Genomic DNA, 18,398 nt, shown 5'->3' with positions numbered 1-18,398 from the left:
AGGCATGGTATCGCCGCTGGCAACACAGCCGAACCAAGGCATGGTATCGCCGCTGGCAACACAGCCGAACCAAGGCATGGTATCGCCGCTGGCAACACAGCCGAACCAAGGCATGGTATCRCCGCTGGCAACACAGCCGAACCAAGGCATGGTATCACCGCTGGCAACACAGTCGAACCAAGGCATGGTATCGCCGCTGGCAACACAGCCGAACCAAAGCATGGTATCGCCGCTGGCAACACAGCCGAATAAAGGTAAGGTGTCCCCTCAAGCGACACAGCCAAACCAAGGCAGTATATCACCGCTGGCGACACAGCCGAACCAAGGCAGTGTATCACCGCTGGCAACACAGCCGAACCAAGGCGCGGTATCGCCATTTGCGACACAGCCGAACCAAGGCGCGGTATCGCCATTTGCGACACAGCCAAACCAAGGTGCAGTATCGCCGTTTGCAACACAGCCAAACCAAGGCATGGTATCGCCGTTTGCAACACAGCCAAACCAAGGCATGGTATCGCCATTTGCAACACAGCCGAACCAAGGCATGGTATCGCCGTTTGCGACGCAGCCGAACCAAGGCATGGTATCGCCGTTTGCGACGCAGCCGAACCAAGGCATGGTATCGCCGTTTGCGACGCAGCCGAACCAAGGCATGGTATCACCTTTTGCAACACAGCCGAACCAAGGGATGGTATCGCCGTTTGCAACACAGCCGAACCAAGGGATGGCTTTCCCATCGAGCATGCAGCCTGAATATGGTTATGGCTCCGGCTATGGTCATGGCGTTCATGGGAATGTAATGCCGGTTCAAGTGCAAAATGATGGCGGTTATGGTTATCCTGTAGCTGGTTTCTCCCCGTACTCACAGCCGTTTCCATCTAATCAGGGTTGGCCTCAAACAGCCGGTGTAGGCAATATGAATCAAGACGATTGCGGCTGCAAAGGAAATCGTTCTGATCAAAACACCGCAAAGGCGGCTGACGTACAAATTGAAAAACCAGCAAAGATAGTTGTACCAAAGAAATCGAACAAAAAAGCAGTTATTCGAACAGTTTCCACACGGCCTAATAAACCGAAAAAACGTGGAAATCAGCCTTGGATCAATCGTTAAATGAATGCATGCTGCCCCAAAGGTCAACTATCCTTTGGGGTTTTCTTTATTATGAATACATAATGCTAGTCATTTTTTTGAAAAAACAGGTATCGGACAAGCAGCTTAAACTATGGATTCTTACAAATAAATCGTTTTGAATATTTATGTAATTAAGGAGCATACTATCAAAAAATATAAAGAAGGGGTCTTCCCTATGATGGAATTCAGCCTTTGGAAAAACTTAAAGAAACGTTTAAAGAGAAAGCGGCGTCCCGTTTGGATGTTAGGCGTTATTATGTTTTGCTTGCTAGCAGGTTGGCTCTTTATCGCTAATAAAAATGTTGTCACAGCTGCACCCAAACCATCAGCGAATCAAACGAGCGTTATTCAAGAGCTTGAGAAGCTTGATGGAGCGCTATCTGCAAAGCTGCGCCTCGTATATGTGTGCGGCGAAGAATCGAAGCTTCTGGGTCAATTGATGAGTAAGGAGATTGTTCAGCTAGTGCTTGCACATCCGGAGTGGAAGGTCATGTTGAATCAAGAACAGGGTACCGTTCAGTTTGAAGAGCGTATTGAGGATTTGTCCGAGCATTGTAAAGCGAATGCGTATATGGGCGTCGACAAGAAAGGGAATCTTACACTTTATGACGGAGCTCCAAAAAAAGAAAAGGTTGTTCGAACCTTTTTCCAGCTGGACGTACGTTATATGGAGAGCAGTTTGCCGCAGGATAAGCTGGACCAGCTTACCAGAGGGATTCGGATAACCGACATGGAAGAATATAATAGTGTTCTATCCACCTATAGCGACTATGCTATTGAGCAAAATCAGAAAGTAATGAACCCAGCCTATCAGCAAGAGTAAGTGACAAAGGAGATCGCACATCATCGTGCGGTCTCCTTTCTTTATGTCTAAAGGCCGAAATATCAAACGCGCGTTCTCATTCACGCCATCTTTTGCTATAATGGATGAAGCAACTTTCAGTGAGTATGTGGAGAAAGCAGTTATTTTGAGGAGATGACCGTTTGCGCGTTCTTGGAATTGACCCTGGTTATGCGATCGTTGGATTTGGTTTCATAGATAAGATCGGACACAAGCTTACGCCCGTGCAATACGGTGCGATTCAGACGGAAGCTCATACGCCTTCAGAGCAGCGTTTGCTGCAAGTTTACGAGTCTGCGGGCGCTTTAATGGATAAATATAAGCCGGATACTGTGGGCATAGAGAAACTATTTTTTAATCGAAACGTGACGACGGCTTTTGATGTGGCGCAGGCTAGGGGCGCTATTATTTTGGCTGCTGCGCAGCGTGGATTGCCTATTGGCGAATATACGCCGCTTCAAGTAAAGCAGGCGGTTGTTGGTTATGGCAAAGCGGAGAAGAAACAAGTGCAAGAAATGGTTAAGGTTTTTTTGAAGCTTTCGGCAGTGCCGAAGCCCGATGATGTTGCCGATGCGCTCGCTGTTGCGATCTGTCATGCGCACTCGGTCGTGCTCAATCAGAAAATAAATGAGGTGAAACGTTCATGATCGATTTTTTAAGAGGCAATGTCGTCCATCTAGAATCCGAATATATCGTTCTGGACGTAAGAGATACCGGCTATCGTGTATTTACTCCTAATCCGTATGCATTTGCAAAAAAAGAAGAGCCCGTCGTCGTCTATATTCATCATAACGTTCGCGAGGATGCTGTTTTGTTGTTTGGCTTTGAGACGAGAGAGGAGCAGACGCTGTTCCGCAAGCTGCTGGAGGTATCCGGCATTGGTCCGCGCGTCGCTTTGGGCATTTTGTCAGGAGGTCGACCGGATGCGGTTATAGCCGCTATTCAGCAGGAAAATATAGCGTTTCTCATTAAGCTTCCGGGCATAGGTAAAAAAACCGCACAGCGGATGATTCTAGATCTAAAGGACAAGCTGATCGGGGCGGGGCTGGATGGAGGTCTTTTGACTGCAGCAGGTGTTGCGCTTGATCTCACATCGAGCAGGCATTCAGGTCAAGGCGCAGGCACCGCTTGGCAGGAAGCAAGGGAAGGGCTTGCTGCGCTGGGCTACACAGCAGCGGAGCTTGATAAAGCATGGAATGGATTGCAGCATAGCGTTACGGCGGAGGAATCAGTCGATTCTTTGATGAAGCGGGCTTTGCAGCAGCTATTTAAAGGTTAAAGTAGGGAGATGAAGGCAGATGGATGATAGAATCATTTCCGCCAACCTGATGATGGAAGATCAGGCAGTTGAGCTCAGCTTGCGTCCCCGTTATTTAGCCGAATATATTGGGCAAACAAAAGCCAAGGAAAACTTGAAAATATATATTGAAGCAGCAAAATTGCGCAAAGAAGCGCTTGATCATGTACTGCTGTATGGTCCTCCGGGTCTTGGTAAAACGACTTTGTCGAACATTATTGCCAATGAGCTCGGAGTGAGCCTTCGCACGACATCCGGACCTGCAATTGAACGTCCTGGTGATCTTGCTGCACTGCTCACGAACCTGCAGGAAGGCGATGTACTCTTTATTGATGAAATTCATCGCCTTCATCGCACGGTAGAAGAAGTATTGTACCCGGCAATGGAAGACTTTGCACTCGATATTATGATTGGCAAAGGGCCGAGCGCTCGATCGGTTCGACTCGATTTGCCGCCTTTTACTTTGATTGGCGCGACTACAAGAGCAGGGCTTTTATCAGCACCGCTTCGTGATCGTTTTGGCGTAGTGAGCCGATTAGAATTTTATACGATGGATGAGCTTGCGTTCATCGTGGCTAGAACAGCGGAAATATTGAATGTCAGCATTGTAGGAGAAGCGGCTTCTGAGATTGCGATGCGGTCTCGAGGAACACCTCGGATTGCGAATCGTCTTCTTAAACGAGTGCGTGATTTCGCGCAGGTGCGCGGCGACGGCGTGATCACACATGATATCGCGCGTTCGGCGCTTGAGCTGCTGCAGGTAGATAAAATGGGACTCGACCTCATCGATTTCAAAATGCTGCAAGCGATGATGACTACTTTTGCCGGCAGGCCAGTTGGCCTTGATACAATTGCAGCAACGATAGGCGAAGAAAGCCAAACGATTGAGGATGTCTATGAGCCGTATTTAATGCAAATCGGTTTTCTACAGCGAACGCCGCGAGGCCGGATTGCTACGGAAAACGCCTATCGTCACCTAGGTCTACCAATACCGGGGAGGTAGTACGCCATGAGTTCCAGAGCCAATGGTGCCGCTGAGAAACTTTATGTTATCTATGATGGCCATTGCAATCTGTGCCTGGGTTCCATTGCGAAGCTGAAGGAGCTTCATTCTAAAGCGGATTTGCATTATGTTCAAATTCAACAGTTGGAGGCAGCAGGCAGTACGGAACAGCTAATTCCCTCCGTTGGTTTGTTGAAATTTGATGAGTTGTATGAGAAAATGCATGTTGCTGATGAGCAGGGGCAGCTCTTTGCTGGTGCGGATGGAATTGTCCGTATATTAAGAACGGTAAAGGGCTTCCGCTGGCTATCCGTACTATATCGAATACCTGGTATGAGAAGCATAGCAAATCGTATGTACAAATTTGTAGCCAAAAGAAGATATGAATGGTTTGGATCTACAGAACAAAGCTGTTCCGTTAATGGCTGCGAATTGCCGCAGAAGAGGGAGGAGAACAACAGGAATGTCAATTAAACGAAATATGAAGCGTTACTTAATCATGACGATCGCAATTGTACTGCTCGCTACAGCTTGGACAGGCTCTCCATCACAGGCAGCAGTGCCAAAGCTCGACAATATCCGAGTTGCTTTGTTTATGCAATTGCCTGGGAAATACGATGATACGACAGCAGCTGCCACATTTTCATCAACGGGTGGAATGAGCATCGGTGTAAGGCAGCCTGATGGCATCAATAATTGGTTTAATGTAGATGGAGCAGCTACAGCTCGATTCGCAGTTGACAGCTTTAAAGTCAAAGTGTACGAGAGCTCCACGTTTGCTTCAGCTCTAGCTGTGCAGAAACGTTTGCAAGCTTTGAAAGGTACTGCTTTTATAACATCCCTTTCAAAAAATGGTGCAATCATCTATCAGGTTATTGAAGGTACATACAAAACAGCTGCAGAAGCTGTGACTGCACAAACGAAGTGGAAGGGTGATAGTGAGCTGTCTAAGCTAATTGGAGGCTCGAACTCGGTGGTTCAAGGCCCACTTCATTTGGAGAGCGGTCCTTTGACCAGCAAAGCGGATGCGATAGCAGCAGCAAGCGGCTTCGGAGCAGTTGGCCTCGATGCCTATGTTGCTATTCGTTCACAGCAAAGTGGATCAGCGTACTACTCGGTAATGGTAGGGGCGGCTGTATCAGCTGCTGAGCTGCAAATTGTTAAAGCAGCTGCCGCAAATGCTTCAGGCGGAGCTGCGTTGAAGGAGGCCGATGCTAGTTCGGCTTACTTGCTCATAAGAAATGATCATACCGTAACTGCCAAAGCTGAAAGCAGTACTGAGCTCTATATGTTTGCTGGCAACGATACGAAGGTTACGGTATCTCCAATCGGGAATGATCCAATTAAGCTGAACGAGCGGAGCGCTCGCAGCTATAGAGGACTATTTGAGCTTAGTATATTAAATGGACGGATGGCAGTCGTAAATGAACTTCCATTTGAACAATACTTATATTCAGTTGTAGGTGTGGAAATGTACCCTACATGGCCTATCGAAGCACTTAAGGCACAAGCGGTTGCTGCACGCACTTATGCTTTAAATCGAGGATTTGGTTTCCAAATCGCACATGTCGTGGATACGACTTTAAGCCAAGCTTATTACGGTGTAGGCTCAGAGCGGCCATCAACTATTGCTGCCGTCGAAGAGACAGCAGGCGAAGTTGCATTGTACAATGGAAAAGCAATTGATGCGATCTATTCAGCCAACAGTGGTGGATTTACGGCTGATGCCAAAGAAGCATGGGGCAACGCAGTTCCTTATATGCAGGCTGTCAAAAGTCCGGACGCTTCATCGGAGGTAGGTTTGAACAATTGGTACCGCGTTGTTGTCCCTAGCGGAGCTATTGGTTATATTAGAGAGGATTTACTAGCCGAGACAGGAGAAACGACAGCAGCGGGAAGTCGTATCATGCTAGTAAATACAAACGGAACAAAAGTGCGCAAGCATCCACTTATACAGGATACGATCCCTGTCATTGCAACGGTTGACAATGGAACACGGGTCGTTGTGCTGGATAAAAGTGTAGAATCCAATTCAATGACTTGGATACGTGGTCCTTACAGCGCACAAGAAATGTTAACAACGATTAACGGCAAAGTGAAAACTCCCGTCTCAGGTCCGCTCAAATCACTCGAAGTGAGCCAGCGCGGCGCTTCAGGGCGTGCGACAGAAATTGCAGCAAATGGACAAAAGCTAACTGTTACTTATCCAATTGATTATCGTGCTGCACTAGGTGTACAAGGGTCCTTGCCTAGTACGTTGTTCCAGATTGAGGAAACCGCGAAGATTGCTATGCTTGGTGCTGGAGCTACAACACGTACGAAGCCGTCGGATTCGAATCCTGTTTATATGATTAGTGCTGGAGGTACAAAAACAGAGGCGGTTAACGCTAACTTGTTTATATTAGATGGCAGCGGTAATATTCGCGCAGCTACGAAGGAGCCTTCATTCCGTTTTGTAGGGTCTGGCAACGGACACGGGGTCGGATTATCGCAATACGGAGCATTAAGCCTAGCTCAGCAAGGGTATGACTATCAATATATTTTGAAATACTACTACAAAGATGTCACCATCGCTAAGGAATGATTGAATCGATATGAACGTAGAATGGTTTGATTTTGAATTGCCGGAACATTTAATTGCTCAGACGCCATTGCTTGACAGAACGGCCTCGAAATTGCTTGCATTAAACAAGCAAACAGGCGAGTTGAACCACAATAGATTTACGGATTTAGAGCAGTATGTTAAGCCTGGAGACGTTCTAGTTCTAAATGACACTAGAGTTATTCCAGCCAGGTTGACGGGGATGAAGAGCGATACGGGCGCTAAGATTGAGCTGTTGTTATTGAAGCAGCTCGAGGATGGCAGCTGGGATGCGCTCGGAAAACCGGCTAAACGTTTAAAGGTCGGCACCGCTTTATCCTTTGGAGATGATGGTGCAGGCAATCCGCTGCTGCGCGCTGTTGTTGAGCAAGAAGGCGAAATGGGCGGACGTACGATACGGTTTGAATATGAGGGGATATTCCAGGAGCTGCTTGACCGTCTTGGAGAAATGCCATTGCCTCCGTATATCAAGGAAAGGCTTGAAGAACGCGAGCGGTATCAAACCGTGTATTCCAAACATGCGGGGTCGGCAGCAGCACCAACGGCGGGCTTGCATTTTACAGAGGAATTTCTTAAGCGTCTGCAAGCGAAGGGCGTTAAGCTCGCCTACGTAACACTGCATGTTGGACTAGGCACATTTCGCCCAATGTCCGTTGACCTTGTTGAGGATCATGAAATGCATGCAGAGTATTATGAGCTGAGTGAACAAAATGCCGCAATAATTAATGAAGCCAAACGGAGCGGGGCACGTATTATCGCTGTAGGGACAACCTCATCCCGTACGCTGGAAACCGTTGCTGCACGCTTTGAAGGAAAAGCAATCGAAGCTTGCAATGGCTGGACATCTATTTTTATTTTCCCAGGTTACGAGTTTAAGCTTGTCAATGCATTACTCACCAATTTTCATCTACCAAAGTCAACGCTCGTTATGCTTGTAAGTGCGCTGGCTGGACGAGATGCTGTCATGCACGCCTATGAAGAAGCGATTGCTCATGAATATCGATTTTTCAGCTTTGGCGATGCCATGTTTATTTACTAATTAGGAATAGGAAGCGTGAATTGTGGCTGTAAAATATGAATTAATCAAACAATGCAAACAATCAGGAGCAAGACTAGGACGTGTACACACTCCGCATGGTGTGATTGAGACGCCTACCTTTATGCCGGTAGGAACACAAGCTACTGTGAAAACGATGGCTCCAGAAGAACTGAAAGCGATGGATGCTCAAATTATTTTGAGCAACACCTACCATTTGTTCCTAAGACCGGGACATGACATTGTAAGAAATGCCGGTGGATTGCATAAGTTCATGAACTGGGATCGGCCCATTCTAACAGACAGCGGCGGATTCCAAGTTTTTAGTCTTAGCGAAATGCGTAAGATTACCGAGGAAGGCGTACACTTTCGTTCCCATCTCAATGGCGACAAAAAATTTCTTTCACCAGAAGTAGCGATGGAAATTCAGAATGCTCTTGGCTCTGATATTATGATGGCATTTGATGAATGTCCGCCATTTCCTGCCGAGCATGACTATGTGAAGAAATCGTTGGAGCGTACAACACGTTGGGCAGAGCGCTGCCTTAAGGCTCACGCAAGACCGCATGACCAAGGGCTGTTCGCTATCGTTCAGGGGGGGATGTACAAAGATTTGCGTATTCAAAGCGCAAATGATTTGACTTCCATGGATTTCCCGGGGTATGCTATTGGTGGACTGAGTGTAGGGGAGCCTAAACATCTGATGTATGATGTGCTCGACTATACGGTTCCCATTTTGCCAGCGAATAAACCACGCTACCTTATGGGAGTTGGATCGCCGGATGCATTGATTGAAGGGTCTATCCGCGGTATTGATATGTTCGATTGTGTTCTGCCAACGCGTATTGCTCGCAATGGGACAACCATGACAAGCCAAGGCAGACTCGTCATCCGTAATGCGAAGTACGCTGAGGATTATGGTCCTCTGGATCCAGAGTGCTCATGCTATACATGCACGAATTATTCCAGAGCTTATATCCGGCATTTAATTAAAGCGGATGAGACGTTCGGTATGAGGCTAACGACTTATCACAATTTGCATTTCTTGCTACAACTCATGCGGGACGTTCGGCAAGCGATCATGGATGACCGGCTTTTGGATTTCCGGGATTCCTTCTTCACAAGCTACGGCCTGTTCGATAATGAGAAAGGGTTTTGAAAGGAGGGATTTCGATGTTGCAAGCAGCAAGTGAAGCAGGATCAACTAATATCCTACAAATGATTTGGCCTTTTGTGCTTATGTTTGCGGTTTTTTATTTCTTGCTTATCCGTCCGCAGCAGAAGAAACAAAAGACTCGTGCAAGCATGCTTAACCAATTGAAAAAAGGCGATAAAATTTCAACAATTGGTGGATTGCATGGCACGGTCGTTGAGCTGAGTGACGATACGGTTGTTATTCGTGTCAACGATACAACTAAAATGACATTCGAGCGCAGCGCAATTAATACAATTATCAACTCCGCACCAGCGTCGGTTGATTTAGAGAAATAATAAAAAAACGACTGACATGATTTCATGTCAGTCGTTTTTTTATTTTTTTTGTAAACGCTCATTTCTTCATATTTACGCCAATCATTCCGCCAAATGCGCCTGATAGGAGAGCAGCTCCAAGAAGAAGGACACTGTGAACGGATAAGGAAGCATTTGATGCAAGGAAGCTGATTATGATAACGATTACGCCATAAAGCAAACCGAGCAGTGCGCCATTGTACCAGCCTTTGTTCTCCGAGCGTCTTCCTGATGTAAAGCCCCCCGCCAGTGCTGCGAAGCCGTGAACCAGCATGGCGTTAGAGGGCAAACTGCTTTCCTTCATTGCCGTAAAATGCAAAAGCAGTGAGAGCAGCAATGCGCCTACTGCTAGCCAAATGATTGAAAAAAGCACTCCGGCAAGCAAAGGCGAAGCGATTAAAGGCGGCTTAGGTGCTTGTTTAACCGAGCTCATCATATTCCCCCCAGCGTTATGAACGTATTACTTATCCATATGGTCAAGCTAGGTAGAATAGTACAGGAATTAGCTTGTCAGTATGTATTTATAAGCAGCTTATTCCGCATTGCCATATATTCGTATAAACAGCAGGAGTATGATGTTGTAACGCGTAGGTCAGAATAGCTTTACGGACAAAACGCAGCTGGCGTCAGCTCGAATGATAAAGACGAGGAGGCGGTTTCCTTTGGAATTTTGGGGCCTGTTGATCCGGACGATAATGATTTATTTCGTCGTATTTCTGATCATGCGTTTTATGGGAAAACGAGAAATCGGTAAACTTTCCGTGTTTGATCTCGTTATTTCAGTCATGATTGCAGAGATTGCAGTCATTGTAATTGAAGACATGGAACGGGCGATGTGGGAAGGCATTTTACCGATGGTCGTTTTGATGATTATTCAAGTAGGCAGTGCTTTTATGACGATGAAAAGTCGAAAGCTAAGGCTGCTGTTTGATGGCAAACCAAGTGTAATTATTGACAAGGGCAAGTTGAATAGTGACGTTATGCGCAAGCAGCGGTACAATCTGGATGATCTAATGCTGCAGTTACGGGAAAATAAAATCAGTGCTGTATCGGATGTTGAATTTGCGATTTTGGAGACGAGTGGCAAGTTGTCCGTCATACCCAAGGAAAATGCTGATGAGTCTGAAGAGGGCAGTAATGAAGATCAGGAATCAGAGCGATCCGACCAAAAGCTGAAGCAGTACAATCAAACGAATATTTTTCCACCGAAATATCGCTTTGAGATATTGCCTGTCCCGCTTATTATGGATGGCAAGGTGCAGGACAAAAACTTGGAAAATCTTGAAAAGACAAGATTTTGGCTTAAAAATGTTTTGCAGGAAAGAGGCGTTTTCGATTTTAAGGACGTGTTTTTTTGCACGATTGACTATAAAGGGAAGTTGTTTATTGATACGCACGAGAAAAAACCGCGTTAAAGAGAGGGCTTATCCCTTTCTTTACCGCGGTTTTTATCATTCGACGACCATATCATTGTTATTTAAACCAAGCTCCGAACAATGGTAAACGTGCCATATCGTGGCGATCGATAATTTTCATTACGATCATCAAGATTAAATAAATAATTACGCCAGCTGCGCATGCAAGAAGTAAATTTACCCATTCCATGGAAAGAGGTTCATGATTCATCGTAAACTTAGCGGCAGCTCCCATAATAATCATAGCAGTACCAACTTTTACAAAATCAAGCACTTTCATATGGAAGCCAATGAACCGCAATACGCTAATGCCATGCAATAATGTGACGAGTACGATATTGACATTAATAGCGATTAAAGCACCGTATATTCCAAAATCAGCATTCGATGCAAGTTGAACGATGAGAAATAGCTTGACCACCGCACCAATTAATGTGTTAATTAATGCCGTTCCCGGTTTATTTAGTGCTTGGAGTGCTGCTTGCAGGGGAGCCTGCAGATAGATGAAAATGCCAACGGGAGCGATGAGCTGGAGCATCGGAGCTATTTCGGCATGGTTATAAACGATACGGCAAATCGGTTCAGCTAACAAAGCCATAATAACAACAAAAGGCGCCCCTGAAACAAGTGCAAGCCTCATCGATTGATGCAGCCGTTTGTGGATTAACGCATGATCTCCGCGAGCAGCCGCTTCGGATAAGGAGGGTACCAGTGAAACCGCAAGAGAGTAGGTTAATGCAGTTGGCAATAAAAGCAGCGGTATGATCATTCCTTGCAATGCTCCGTATTGCGCAGTGGCGATGCCTGTTGTAATTCCTGCCGCTGCTAAACTTCGGACGGTAAAGATGGATTCCAGCAAGTAGGAGAAGGAGCCGACCAATCGACTGCCTGTAACGGGAATGGATAAGCTAAGTAATTTTCGCAATACAGGAATGTTTTTTCCTGCTTTTTCATTTGGATGACTAAGAGCTTTTTGTTTGATGCGGGATTTGTCTCTGTAGTATTTCCAAAGCAGAACGGCGAGGCCCCCGATCTCTCCAAGCACGGCACCAAGCATAGCGCCAGCAGCTGCCCATTCAAGTCCATAGGGCAGGAGCATGAAGGAAAATGATAGCGATGCAACAATGCGCAGCAAGGTTTCTACGATTTGAGATACCGCGGTAGGAATCATGTTCTGTTTGCCTTGGAAGTAACCTCGATAAACCGAAGATATGCCAATAATGAGCAGCATAGGTGTCATAACCATAAAGGTGCGGTATACGCGGGCATCCGGCAGCACATGCTTCGTTATCCAAGGTGCAAAAAGAAGCATGAGAGCGGTCAACAATACGCCTAGCGAAGTAACGAGGAGCATTGCCGTTCGAAAAATATACTTTACTCTTTTGGAATCACCTTGCGACTCTGCTTCAGCAATCCATTTGGCAACGGCAAGCGGAATGCCTCCTGTGATTAAGGTTATCATGACCGTTAGAAACGGATAGCTCAGCTGGTATAATCCTACACCCTCTGCCCCCATAATACGGGGGAGTGCAATGCGAGGAATGAAACCAAGCAGCCTGTTAATTAAACCTGCGGCAAGCAATATCATGGCGCCTTTTATAAAGTTTTGCTTTGTTTGATCCGATCGTTTTGTCATTATGATGAACCCTCTTCTCTATCATGGAATAACCAAATGCTGCCTTCTACTGATGTGGAGTCGAAGTCTTTAGACAAGCATGTACTATCATCTTTATGCGCGGCATGTCCAGTTCCATGTCAGTGAATTTATAGATTAGCAGTGAAGCGGGCAGGAAAAAGGCAGAGGCACAGCGAATAGATGGGATACAGCTTTATGTCATAAGCTTTTGGGAGGCGCAGCATGGCAGACGAAGAATTAAATCGTATGATCGAGGAGCTATGCAACAGCAAAGCGGAGGAATTTCATCTCATTGGCTACGAACATGTAACGGGTCAAGAAGTTTGGGAATGCGTTAGCCAGAAATATAACAAATCGGGACAGCCCGAACTACATGAATTAGTAAATGATATTTTATCTTTAAAAGTTATGAAATTTATGAATTTCATGACGATAAGCGCATACAAAGGAACCCAATTTTAAATTGACGGTTTCTTTTTTTTTGACTCGATTTTGTCCCGTCTGTATAATAGGAATATTGAGATCATAAGGGGGATTTAGACGTATGTTCGGGAAGAGAATAATTGCCTTCCTTGCGATCGTAGTCATTATGTTTGGCGTTATCGCTTGGACAAGCCCATCGCTAGTGAAAGACGTAAGGCTAGGCCTTGATTTGAAAGGCGGATTTGAGGTTTTGTACGAAGCTACGCCGCTTGAAGGTGGAGAAGCTGTAACACCACAATCACTAAAGGAAACGGCAAAAAGTTTGGAAAAGCGGATTGACGAGCTCGGTATTGTAGAGCCGGAAATTACAACTGAAGGCTCAAACCGCATTCGTTTGAGACTTGCAGGTGTTGCGAACGAGAATGAAGTAAGAGACATTCTTGCCAAACCAATTAATTTAACGTTCCGCGGACCTGACGGCAAGATCGAGCTGGACGGCAGCGATTTTAAGCAAAATGGTGCAGGTGTTGGTTATGACAACTTAAGCAAACCTTTTGTTACGATCGAACTTAAGGATGCGAAAAAATTCGAGGAAATTACAACTCGTTTGATCGGTTCGTATTTAGCGATCTATCTAGATGATAAAGAGCTTTCCAGACCATCCGTAAGAGAACCGATTTCAGGTGGATCAGCTACAATTACGGGAGAATATACCGTAAATGAAGCGAGAGATATGGCCGATATGATTAACCTCGGAGCATTGCCTCTCAAGCTGACTGAGAAATATACGCAAAGCGTTGGCGCTAAACTTGGACTTGCTTCCTTGAAAGACACCGTTGAAGCTGGTGTTATCGGAACAGTCATTATTTTGATATTCCTTGTTATTTTGTTCCGTATTCCAGGCATTGTAGCTGGTATTACAGTAATTACTTATACATGGCTCTTGATCGTAGTATTTAATTTAATGAATGCGACCCTGACACTCCCAGGTATAGCCGCCTTTGTGCTTGGTATAGGTATGGCGGTTGATGCCAATATCATCATGTATGAGCGGATAAAGGAAGAGATTCGAAGCGGAAAAAGCTTGCTTTCATCGCTTAAAGCTGGATCGAAAAACTCATTCCGTACCATTATGGATGCAAACATTACGAACATCATTTCAAGCGCAGTATTGTACTTTATCGGTAACGGAGCGATTCGTGGTTTTGCATTAACGATGATTTTCAGTATTTTGGTAAGTATGCTGACAAACATCTTCTTGTCCCGCTTTTTAATTATGCTCCTTATTAAGAGCAACCTGTTTACAAAACCAAGCTACTATGGTGTGAAGGAGGCAGAAATCCGTGAACTTTAATACAAAAATTCGTTATGATTTCATCGGGAACCGCAATAAGTTCTTTCTGTTCTCGATCACGTTAACCGTAATCGGCATCTTGTCTTTGCTTTTTTTCAGCCTTAATTTCGGTGTTGATTTCAAGGCCGGTACGAATATGGATATTTCAGTAGGCAAAGCAGTTACCCAGCAGGACGCGAAAGAAATTCTTGTGAAAGCAGGAATCGAAGGCATCACGCCTACAGTTGGCGGTACAGGTGAAGAACGTGTAACGGCTCGTTTTGATGAAGTGCTTACACAAGCCAAAATTACTGAAATTCAAGACTTATTTAAAGCGAAGTATGGTGATCAAGTATCGGCTGAGGTTAACGTCGTATCGCCGGACATGGCGCAGGAGCTTGGGATCAAAACGATCTGGGCAGTACTGATTGCCAGTGTAGCCATTATGATTTATGTCATGATTCGTTTTGAATGGCGCTTTGCACTAGCTGCGAACATTGCGATTTTGTATGACGCCTTTGTCGTTATCGCGTTGTTCTCGATATTCCGTCTGGAAGTTGATCTTCCATTTATTGCGGCGGTGTTGACAACGATCGGTTATTCTATCAATGATAAAATCGTTATTTTTGACCGGATTCGTGAAAATCTTCGATTTGGTCAATATAAAAACCGTGAGCAGCTTGCTGAGATGGTTAATGCAAGTATTTGGCAAACAATGGCGCGTAATATCTATACTGTATTAGCAGTGCTTATCGTTGCAGTATGTTTGTTCATCTTCGGAAGCGAGTCAATCAAGCTATTTGCCCTAGCAAAAATCATTGGTCTTACAAGCGGTGCGTACTCGTCCATTTGTATCGCGAGCCCGCTATGGCTAATGCTAAAAGGCAGACAAAAGCCGAAGGCTGTTGTTAAGAAAACAGCTTAATTATAAGCAGTTGAATGCTTACGAAGTGGTTTTGCATGCGCAAAACCTAAGTACATGCTTACGAAGTGGTTTTGCATGCGCAAAACCTAAGTACATGCTTACGAAGTGGTTTTGCATGCGCAAAACCTAAGTACATGCTTACGAAGTAGGTTTTGCATGCGCAAAACCTAAGTACATGCTTACGAAGTAGGTTTTGCATGCGCAAAACCTAAGTACATGCTTACGAAGTAGGTTTTGCATTCGCAAAACCTTGTAGGAGGTATAAATGTCAACCACACAGCGATATGTAAAAGCAGAGTCCGCAAGCTGGGCCGGCTTATGGGGAAACATGCTGCTGGCTCTATTTAAAGGTGTAATAGGATGGTTGTCAGGAAGCAAAGCGCTGCTCGCGGATGCATTTCGAACAGCGGCTGAGGTCGCTGCCGGGGTTGTTGCCCTTTCAGGTTTGAGGGCAAGCCGGCAGCGAAAAATGGCAAACCCGGGTGCCAAAGCGGTACCAGTAGATTTAAGAGGAGAGACGGCGACAACGATATTGTTGTCAGTCGTCCTTCTCATCGTTGGGCTCGAAATTGGTATATCTGCCATTAGAGACCTTTCTGATCGTGTAACGAGCGCTCCGCACTGGAGTGCGGCAGTGGCCATCGCGCTTGCTCTAATCGTGCAGCAGCTGTTTTTTCCATCGAAGGATCGAATGACAGGACTTTATTGTTCAGTCGCAGCATTAGTGGGCGCAAGCGGAGCGATTATTGGCAAAATGCTGAATGTGCCGGTGCTCTATTATTTTGATCCGGCGGCAGCGATCGTTATTGCGGTCATTGTTATCGTAAACGGCTACAGAATGGCTACAGTCTTTATGCGAAAAGATGAACATAGCAAGACTTCAGAGGAAAATCCGGATGAGCTGATGCAGCTTATTCAACGTGTTGATGGAGTCATTACTGTGCAAACCTTGCGAGCGAAAGAGCATGGTCATTATGTCATTGCAGAAATGGTTATTAGTGTAAATCCACGCATTTCTGTTCTTGAGGGTCAAGAGATTGCCAAAAGGGTAAAGCAGCTCGTCATGAAACGTTTTATACATGTCACGGATGTATCGATTTTCGTTGAGCCTTATGATCCTGGTTATCCTTATAAGTCTAATCATGATCCGAATCAGGAGCAGATGCCGACACTGCTGCAATAAGAACAGCAAACAGCAGGAGAGGAGCAAGCAGCATGATTCAAAGGAAGACAAGATGGGCTGTAGCGCCATGGTCTGCTGCCGACGAAGCAAAAGCGAAGGATTTGGCAGCGAATCTTAGTTTGCCGCCGCTAGTAGCGAGACTTCTTGTGCAGCGCGGCTTTGATGATACCGAAGCGGCTGAACGTTTTTTGCGAGGCGGGGTGGAGCATTTTCATAATCCCTATTTATTGCTTGGAATGGAGGCTGCCGTTGCACGCATAAAGCGAGCAGCAGCCAGCAATGAGAAAATAAGGATTTATGGCGATTACGATGCGGACGGCGTTTCAAGCACATCTTTATTGGTACATTTATTTCGATCATTAAACTATGATTTTGATTATTATATTCCTCATCGTGCTTTGGAAGGTTACGGATTAAACAAAAAAGCGATTGAGCTGGCTGCTGAAGAGGGCATCGGTTTAATTGTTACGGTTGATACGGGCATCAGCGCTGTTGAAGAAATAGATTATGCGAAGCAGCTCGGGATTGATGTTGTTGTTACTGATCATCACGAGCCGCCAGAGCAAATCCCAAATGCAGCAGCTGTTGTCAATCCGAAGCAAGAAGGCTGCGCTTATCCGTTCAAAGGACTTGCAGGTGTAGGCGTTGCATTCAAGCTGGCGCATGCTTTATTAGAGCGTCCTCCGCTTGAGTGGGCCGACATTGTGAGTCTTGGAACAGTAGCAGATTTAATGCCGCTTAAAGACGAGAATCGTATTTTTGTTCGCTGCGGTTTAGAGCGATTGAAGAATCATGCAGGGGTAGGCTTCCGAGCGCTGGCAGAGGCTGGCGGCATTGAGCTAGGCAGCATTACTGCGACAGGCATTGCTTTTGGAATGGCACCGCGCATCAATGCAGCTGGAAGGCTCGACCATGCGAAACGTGCAGTCGAACTTCTCACAACCGACGATTATGACAATGCAATTTTGACTGCAATCGGACTGGACAGTTTAAACAAAGAACGGCAGCGCGTAGTGGAGAGTATCGTGAAGGAAGCCGAGCTGCAGTGGCAGGCCAAATGCGACGATGCTGCAGCCGCGAATGCATCACCTCCGCCAGTTATTGTGCTCTCAGGTGAAGGCTGGAATGTTGGTGTCATCGGTATCGTTGCCTCCAAACTGCTAGAACGCAATTATAAGCCAGTTATTATTCTTGGGATAGATGAGCAGACAGGGATGTGTAAAGGCTCTGCGCGCTCCATAGAAGGCTTCGACCTGCATGCAGCCCTTACAGCTTGCGACGAGCTGCTCGATCATTACGGAGGACACCAGGCCGCTGCTGGAATGAGTCTTCATCGCGATCGACTATCTGAATTTGAACAGAAACTTGGCGAGCTGGCTGCTGAATGGCTGAGCGCTGACGATTGGATTCCCAAAACGTCAGTTGATCTTGTATGCTCGGTTAGCGAAGCCACTCTCGATACGATTACCGAGCTTTCACAGCTTGAGCCGTTCGGGATGGGAAATCCATCGCCAAGATTGCTGTTTCAGAAGACGGAGCTTGCAGATCGTCGTACGATAGGCAAGGAGTCAAGACACTTAAAGCTATCTCTAGGAAGCGGCCGTCGTTTATTAGACGGTATCGGCTTCAGTATGGGAATGCTAGCAGAAGGTTTAAAGCCGGGCAGCAAAATAGATGTTGTCGGTGAATTATCTGTTAATGAGTGGAATGGGCAGCGCAAACCTCAGCTTCAACTGCATGATGTGCATTTTGATCCTGCTGCTGTCGAATTTCCAGAGCGCGAGCAATTCGGCAAAGTGTATCAACTGTTGAAACAGCTGGGGCAAGTTCCGCTTCAAGGATTAAATGCTCGCTTATCGAAGCAAAGTGGTTTATCCTTAGAGACGGTTGAGCTTATGCTGGCAGTATTCGAGGAGCTGCAATTTATTAACCGAGACAATGGTATGATGCATGCAGCAGCCTCACCTCAGAAACGTGATTTAGCTACTTCTGAACGTTACCGAGAAGCAAAAGAACAATTTGAAGCAACACAAATTATAATGAATAGTTAGAAATGGAAAGGG

At 45.9% G+C, this 18,398-nt stretch carries 17 protein-coding genes and 1 pseudogene; 16 read left to right on the top strand and 2 right to left on the bottom strand.

What is annotated here, in order from left to right; translation table 11 throughout:
* The 10 genes and pseudogenes from AB4Z45_RS26730 to yajC all read left to right on the top strand — a co-directional run.
* Positions 1 to 1,111, top strand: a pseudogene (locus tag AB4Z45_RS26730) (hypothetical protein); the annotation flags it as partial.
* A gap of 196 nt (positions 1,112 to 1,307) precedes the next feature.
* A complete protein-coding gene (locus AB4Z45_RS26725) occupies positions 1,308 to 1,955 on the top strand; it encodes a BofC C-terminal domain-containing protein (RefSeq protein WP_441912589.1) in 648 nt (215 codons plus the stop codon).
* Positions 1,956 to 2,116: 161 nt separating this feature from the next.
* Positions 2,117 to 2,620, top strand: a complete 504-nt coding sequence (gene ruvC, locus AB4Z45_RS26720) for a crossover junction endodeoxyribonuclease RuvC (RefSeq protein WP_076270842.1) — start codon at positions 2,117 to 2,119, stop codon at positions 2,618 to 2,620.
* Positions 2,617 to 3,252: a Holliday junction branch migration protein RuvA gene (gene ruvA / locus AB4Z45_RS26715; RefSeq protein WP_054027250.1), complete on the top strand. Its 636-nt coding sequence runs from the start codon at positions 2,617 to 2,619 to the stop codon at positions 3,250 to 3,252. The genes ruvC and ruvA overlap by 4 nt, the downstream gene beginning before the upstream one ends.
* Positions 3,253 to 3,271: 19 nt before the next feature.
* On the top strand, positions 3,272 to 4,273 hold the full coding sequence (ruvB, locus tag AB4Z45_RS26710; protein WP_076270841.1) for a Holliday junction branch migration DNA helicase RuvB: 1,002 nt from the start codon (positions 3,272 to 3,274) through the stop codon (positions 4,271 to 4,273).
* A gap of 6 nt (positions 4,274 to 4,279) precedes the next feature.
* On the top strand, positions 4,280 to 4,747 hold the full coding sequence (locus tag AB4Z45_RS26705; protein ID WP_441875797.1) for a thiol-disulfide oxidoreductase DCC family protein: 468 nt from the start codon (positions 4,280 to 4,282) through the stop codon (positions 4,745 to 4,747).
* Positions 4,737 to 6,857, top strand: coding sequence for a SpoIID/LytB domain-containing protein (locus tag AB4Z45_RS26700; RefSeq protein ID WP_441912588.1), 2,121 nt, complete (start codon positions 4,737 to 4,739; stop codon positions 6,855 to 6,857). Before AB4Z45_RS26705 ends, AB4Z45_RS26700 begins: the two co-directional genes overlap by 11 nt.
* Before the next feature lie 10 nt (positions 6,858 to 6,867).
* Positions 6,868 to 7,914 carry a tRNA preQ1(34) S-adenosylmethionine ribosyltransferase-isomerase QueA gene (queA, locus tag AB4Z45_RS26695; protein ID WP_441912587.1) on the top strand — a complete coding sequence of 349 codons (1,047 nt, stop codon included), beginning with the start codon at positions 6,868 to 6,870 and terminating at the stop codon, positions 7,912 to 7,914.
* A gap of 22 nt (positions 7,915 to 7,936) precedes the next feature.
* Complete coding sequence (tgt, locus tag AB4Z45_RS26690) at positions 7,937 to 9,070, top strand: tRNA guanosine(34) transglycosylase Tgt (protein WP_179089915.1); 1,134 nt, start codon at positions 7,937 to 7,939, stop codon at positions 9,068 to 9,070.
* A gap of 14 nt (positions 9,071 to 9,084) precedes the next feature.
* Positions 9,085 to 9,402, top strand: a complete 318-nt coding sequence (gene yajC, locus AB4Z45_RS26685; RefSeq protein WP_441912586.1) for a preprotein translocase subunit YajC — start codon at positions 9,085 to 9,087, stop codon at positions 9,400 to 9,402.
* A gap of 58 nt (positions 9,403 to 9,460) precedes the next feature.
* Here the strand turns inward: yajC and AB4Z45_RS26680 are convergent, their stop codons facing one another.
* A complete protein-coding gene (locus AB4Z45_RS26680; RefSeq protein ID WP_441912585.1) occupies positions 9,461 to 9,856 on the bottom strand; it encodes a TIGR04086 family membrane protein in 396 nt (131 codons plus the stop codon).
* A gap of 259 nt (positions 9,857 to 10,115) precedes the next feature.
* Here AB4Z45_RS26680 and AB4Z45_RS26675 point away from each other — a divergent pair, with 259 nt between their 5' ends.
* Complete coding sequence (locus AB4Z45_RS26675) at positions 10,116 to 10,835, top strand: YetF domain-containing protein (RefSeq protein WP_441912590.1); 720 nt, start codon at positions 10,116 to 10,118, stop codon at positions 10,833 to 10,835.
* A gap of 58 nt (positions 10,836 to 10,893) precedes the next feature.
* Here the strand turns inward: AB4Z45_RS26675 and spoVB are convergent, their stop codons facing one another.
* The gene (gene spoVB / locus AB4Z45_RS26670; protein WP_441912584.1) at positions 10,894 to 12,471 is read right to left on the bottom strand and encodes a stage V sporulation protein B; all 1,578 of its coding nucleotides are present in this window, start codon (positions 12,469 to 12,471) and stop codon (positions 10,894 to 10,896) included.
* A 222-nt stretch (positions 12,472 to 12,693) separates the two neighbouring features.
* On the opposite strand from spoVB, the gene AB4Z45_RS26665 reads away from it, so the two are divergent.
* The 5 genes from AB4Z45_RS26665 (at position 12,694) to recJ (ending at position 18,386) form a co-directional block, all read left to right on the top strand.
* Positions 12,694 to 12,933 carry a post-transcriptional regulator gene (locus tag AB4Z45_RS26665; RefSeq protein WP_076270832.1) on the top strand — a complete coding sequence of 80 codons (240 nt, stop codon included), beginning with the start codon at positions 12,694 to 12,696 and terminating at the stop codon, positions 12,931 to 12,933.
* An 82-nt stretch (positions 12,934 to 13,015) separates the two neighbouring features.
* Complete coding sequence (secD, locus tag AB4Z45_RS26660; protein ID WP_441912583.1) at positions 13,016 to 14,248, top strand: protein translocase subunit SecD; 1,233 nt, start codon at positions 13,016 to 13,018, stop codon at positions 14,246 to 14,248.
* Positions 14,238 to 15,152: a protein translocase subunit SecF gene (secF, locus tag AB4Z45_RS26655; RefSeq protein ID WP_441912582.1), complete on the top strand. Its 915-nt coding sequence runs from the start codon at positions 14,238 to 14,240 to the stop codon at positions 15,150 to 15,152. Before secD ends, secF begins: the two co-directional genes overlap by 11 nt.
* 265 nt (positions 15,153 to 15,417) lie before the next feature.
* Positions 15,418 to 16,335 (top strand): cation diffusion facilitator family transporter, encoded by a 918-nt coding sequence (locus AB4Z45_RS26650; RefSeq protein WP_076270829.1) that lies wholly within the window; start codon positions 15,418 to 15,420, stop codon positions 16,333 to 16,335.
* Between the two features lie 32 nt (positions 16,336 to 16,367).
* Positions 16,368 to 18,386, top strand: coding sequence for a single-stranded-DNA-specific exonuclease RecJ (recJ, locus tag AB4Z45_RS26645; RefSeq protein WP_441912581.1), 2,019 nt, complete (start codon positions 16,368 to 16,370; stop codon positions 18,384 to 18,386).
* The last annotated feature ends 12 nt before the right edge of the window (positions 18,387 to 18,398 follow it).

Origin of the sequence: Paenibacillus sp. MCAF9 (assembly GCF_052114265.1) — a bacterium.
Classification (GTDB): domain Bacteria; phylum Bacillota; class Bacilli; order Paenibacillales; family Paenibacillaceae; genus Pristimantibacillus.
This window is presented reverse-complemented; position numbering and strand designations above follow the sequence as displayed.

What these genes read in the sequence shown, in the direction of transcription:
- AB4Z45_RS26725 (WP_441912589.1), top strand. Translation starts at nt 1,308, where the DNA reads ATGATGGAATTCAGCCTTTGGAAAAACTTAAAGAAACGTTTAAAGAGA.
- ruvA (WP_054027250.1), top strand. Translation starts at nt 2,617, where the DNA reads ATGATCGATTTTTTAAGAGGCAATGTCGTCCATCTAGAATCCGAATAT.
- ruvB (WP_076270841.1), top strand. Translation starts at nt 3,272, where the DNA reads ATGGATGATAGAATCATTTCCGCCAACCTGATGATGGAAGATCAGGCA.
- AB4Z45_RS26705 (WP_441875797.1), top strand. Translation starts at nt 4,280, where the DNA reads ATGAGTTCCAGAGCCAATGGTGCCGCTGAGAAACTTTATGTTATCTAT.
- AB4Z45_RS26700 (WP_441912588.1), top strand. Translation starts at nt 4,737, where the DNA reads ATGTCAATTAAACGAAATATGAAGCGTTACTTAATCATGACGATCGCA.
- queA (WP_441912587.1), top strand. Translation starts at nt 6,868, where the DNA reads ATGAACGTAGAATGGTTTGATTTTGAATTGCCGGAACATTTAATTGCT.
- yajC (WP_441912586.1), top strand. Translation starts at nt 9,085, where the DNA reads ATGTTGCAAGCAGCAAGTGAAGCAGGATCAACTAATATCCTACAAATG.
- AB4Z45_RS26680 (WP_441912585.1), bottom strand. Translation starts at nt 9,856, where the DNA reads ATGATGAGCTCGGTTAAACAAGCACCTAAGCCGCCTTTAATCGCTTCG.
- AB4Z45_RS26675 (WP_441912590.1), top strand. Translation starts at nt 10,116, where the DNA reads ATGATTTATTTCGTCGTATTTCTGATCATGCGTTTTATGGGAAAACGA.
- spoVB (WP_441912584.1), bottom strand. Translation starts at nt 12,471, where the DNA reads ATGACAAAACGATCGGATCAAACAAAGCAAAACTTTATAAAAGGCGCC.
- AB4Z45_RS26665 (WP_076270832.1), top strand. Translation starts at nt 12,694, where the DNA reads ATGGCAGACGAAGAATTAAATCGTATGATCGAGGAGCTATGCAACAGC.
- secD (WP_441912583.1), top strand. Translation starts at nt 13,016, where the DNA reads ATGTTCGGGAAGAGAATAATTGCCTTCCTTGCGATCGTAGTCATTATG.
- AB4Z45_RS26650 (WP_076270829.1), top strand. Translation starts at nt 15,418, where the DNA reads ATGTCAACCACACAGCGATATGTAAAAGCAGAGTCCGCAAGCTGGGCC.
- recJ (WP_441912581.1), top strand. Translation starts at nt 16,368, where the DNA reads ATGATTCAAAGGAAGACAAGATGGGCTGTAGCGCCATGGTCTGCTGCC.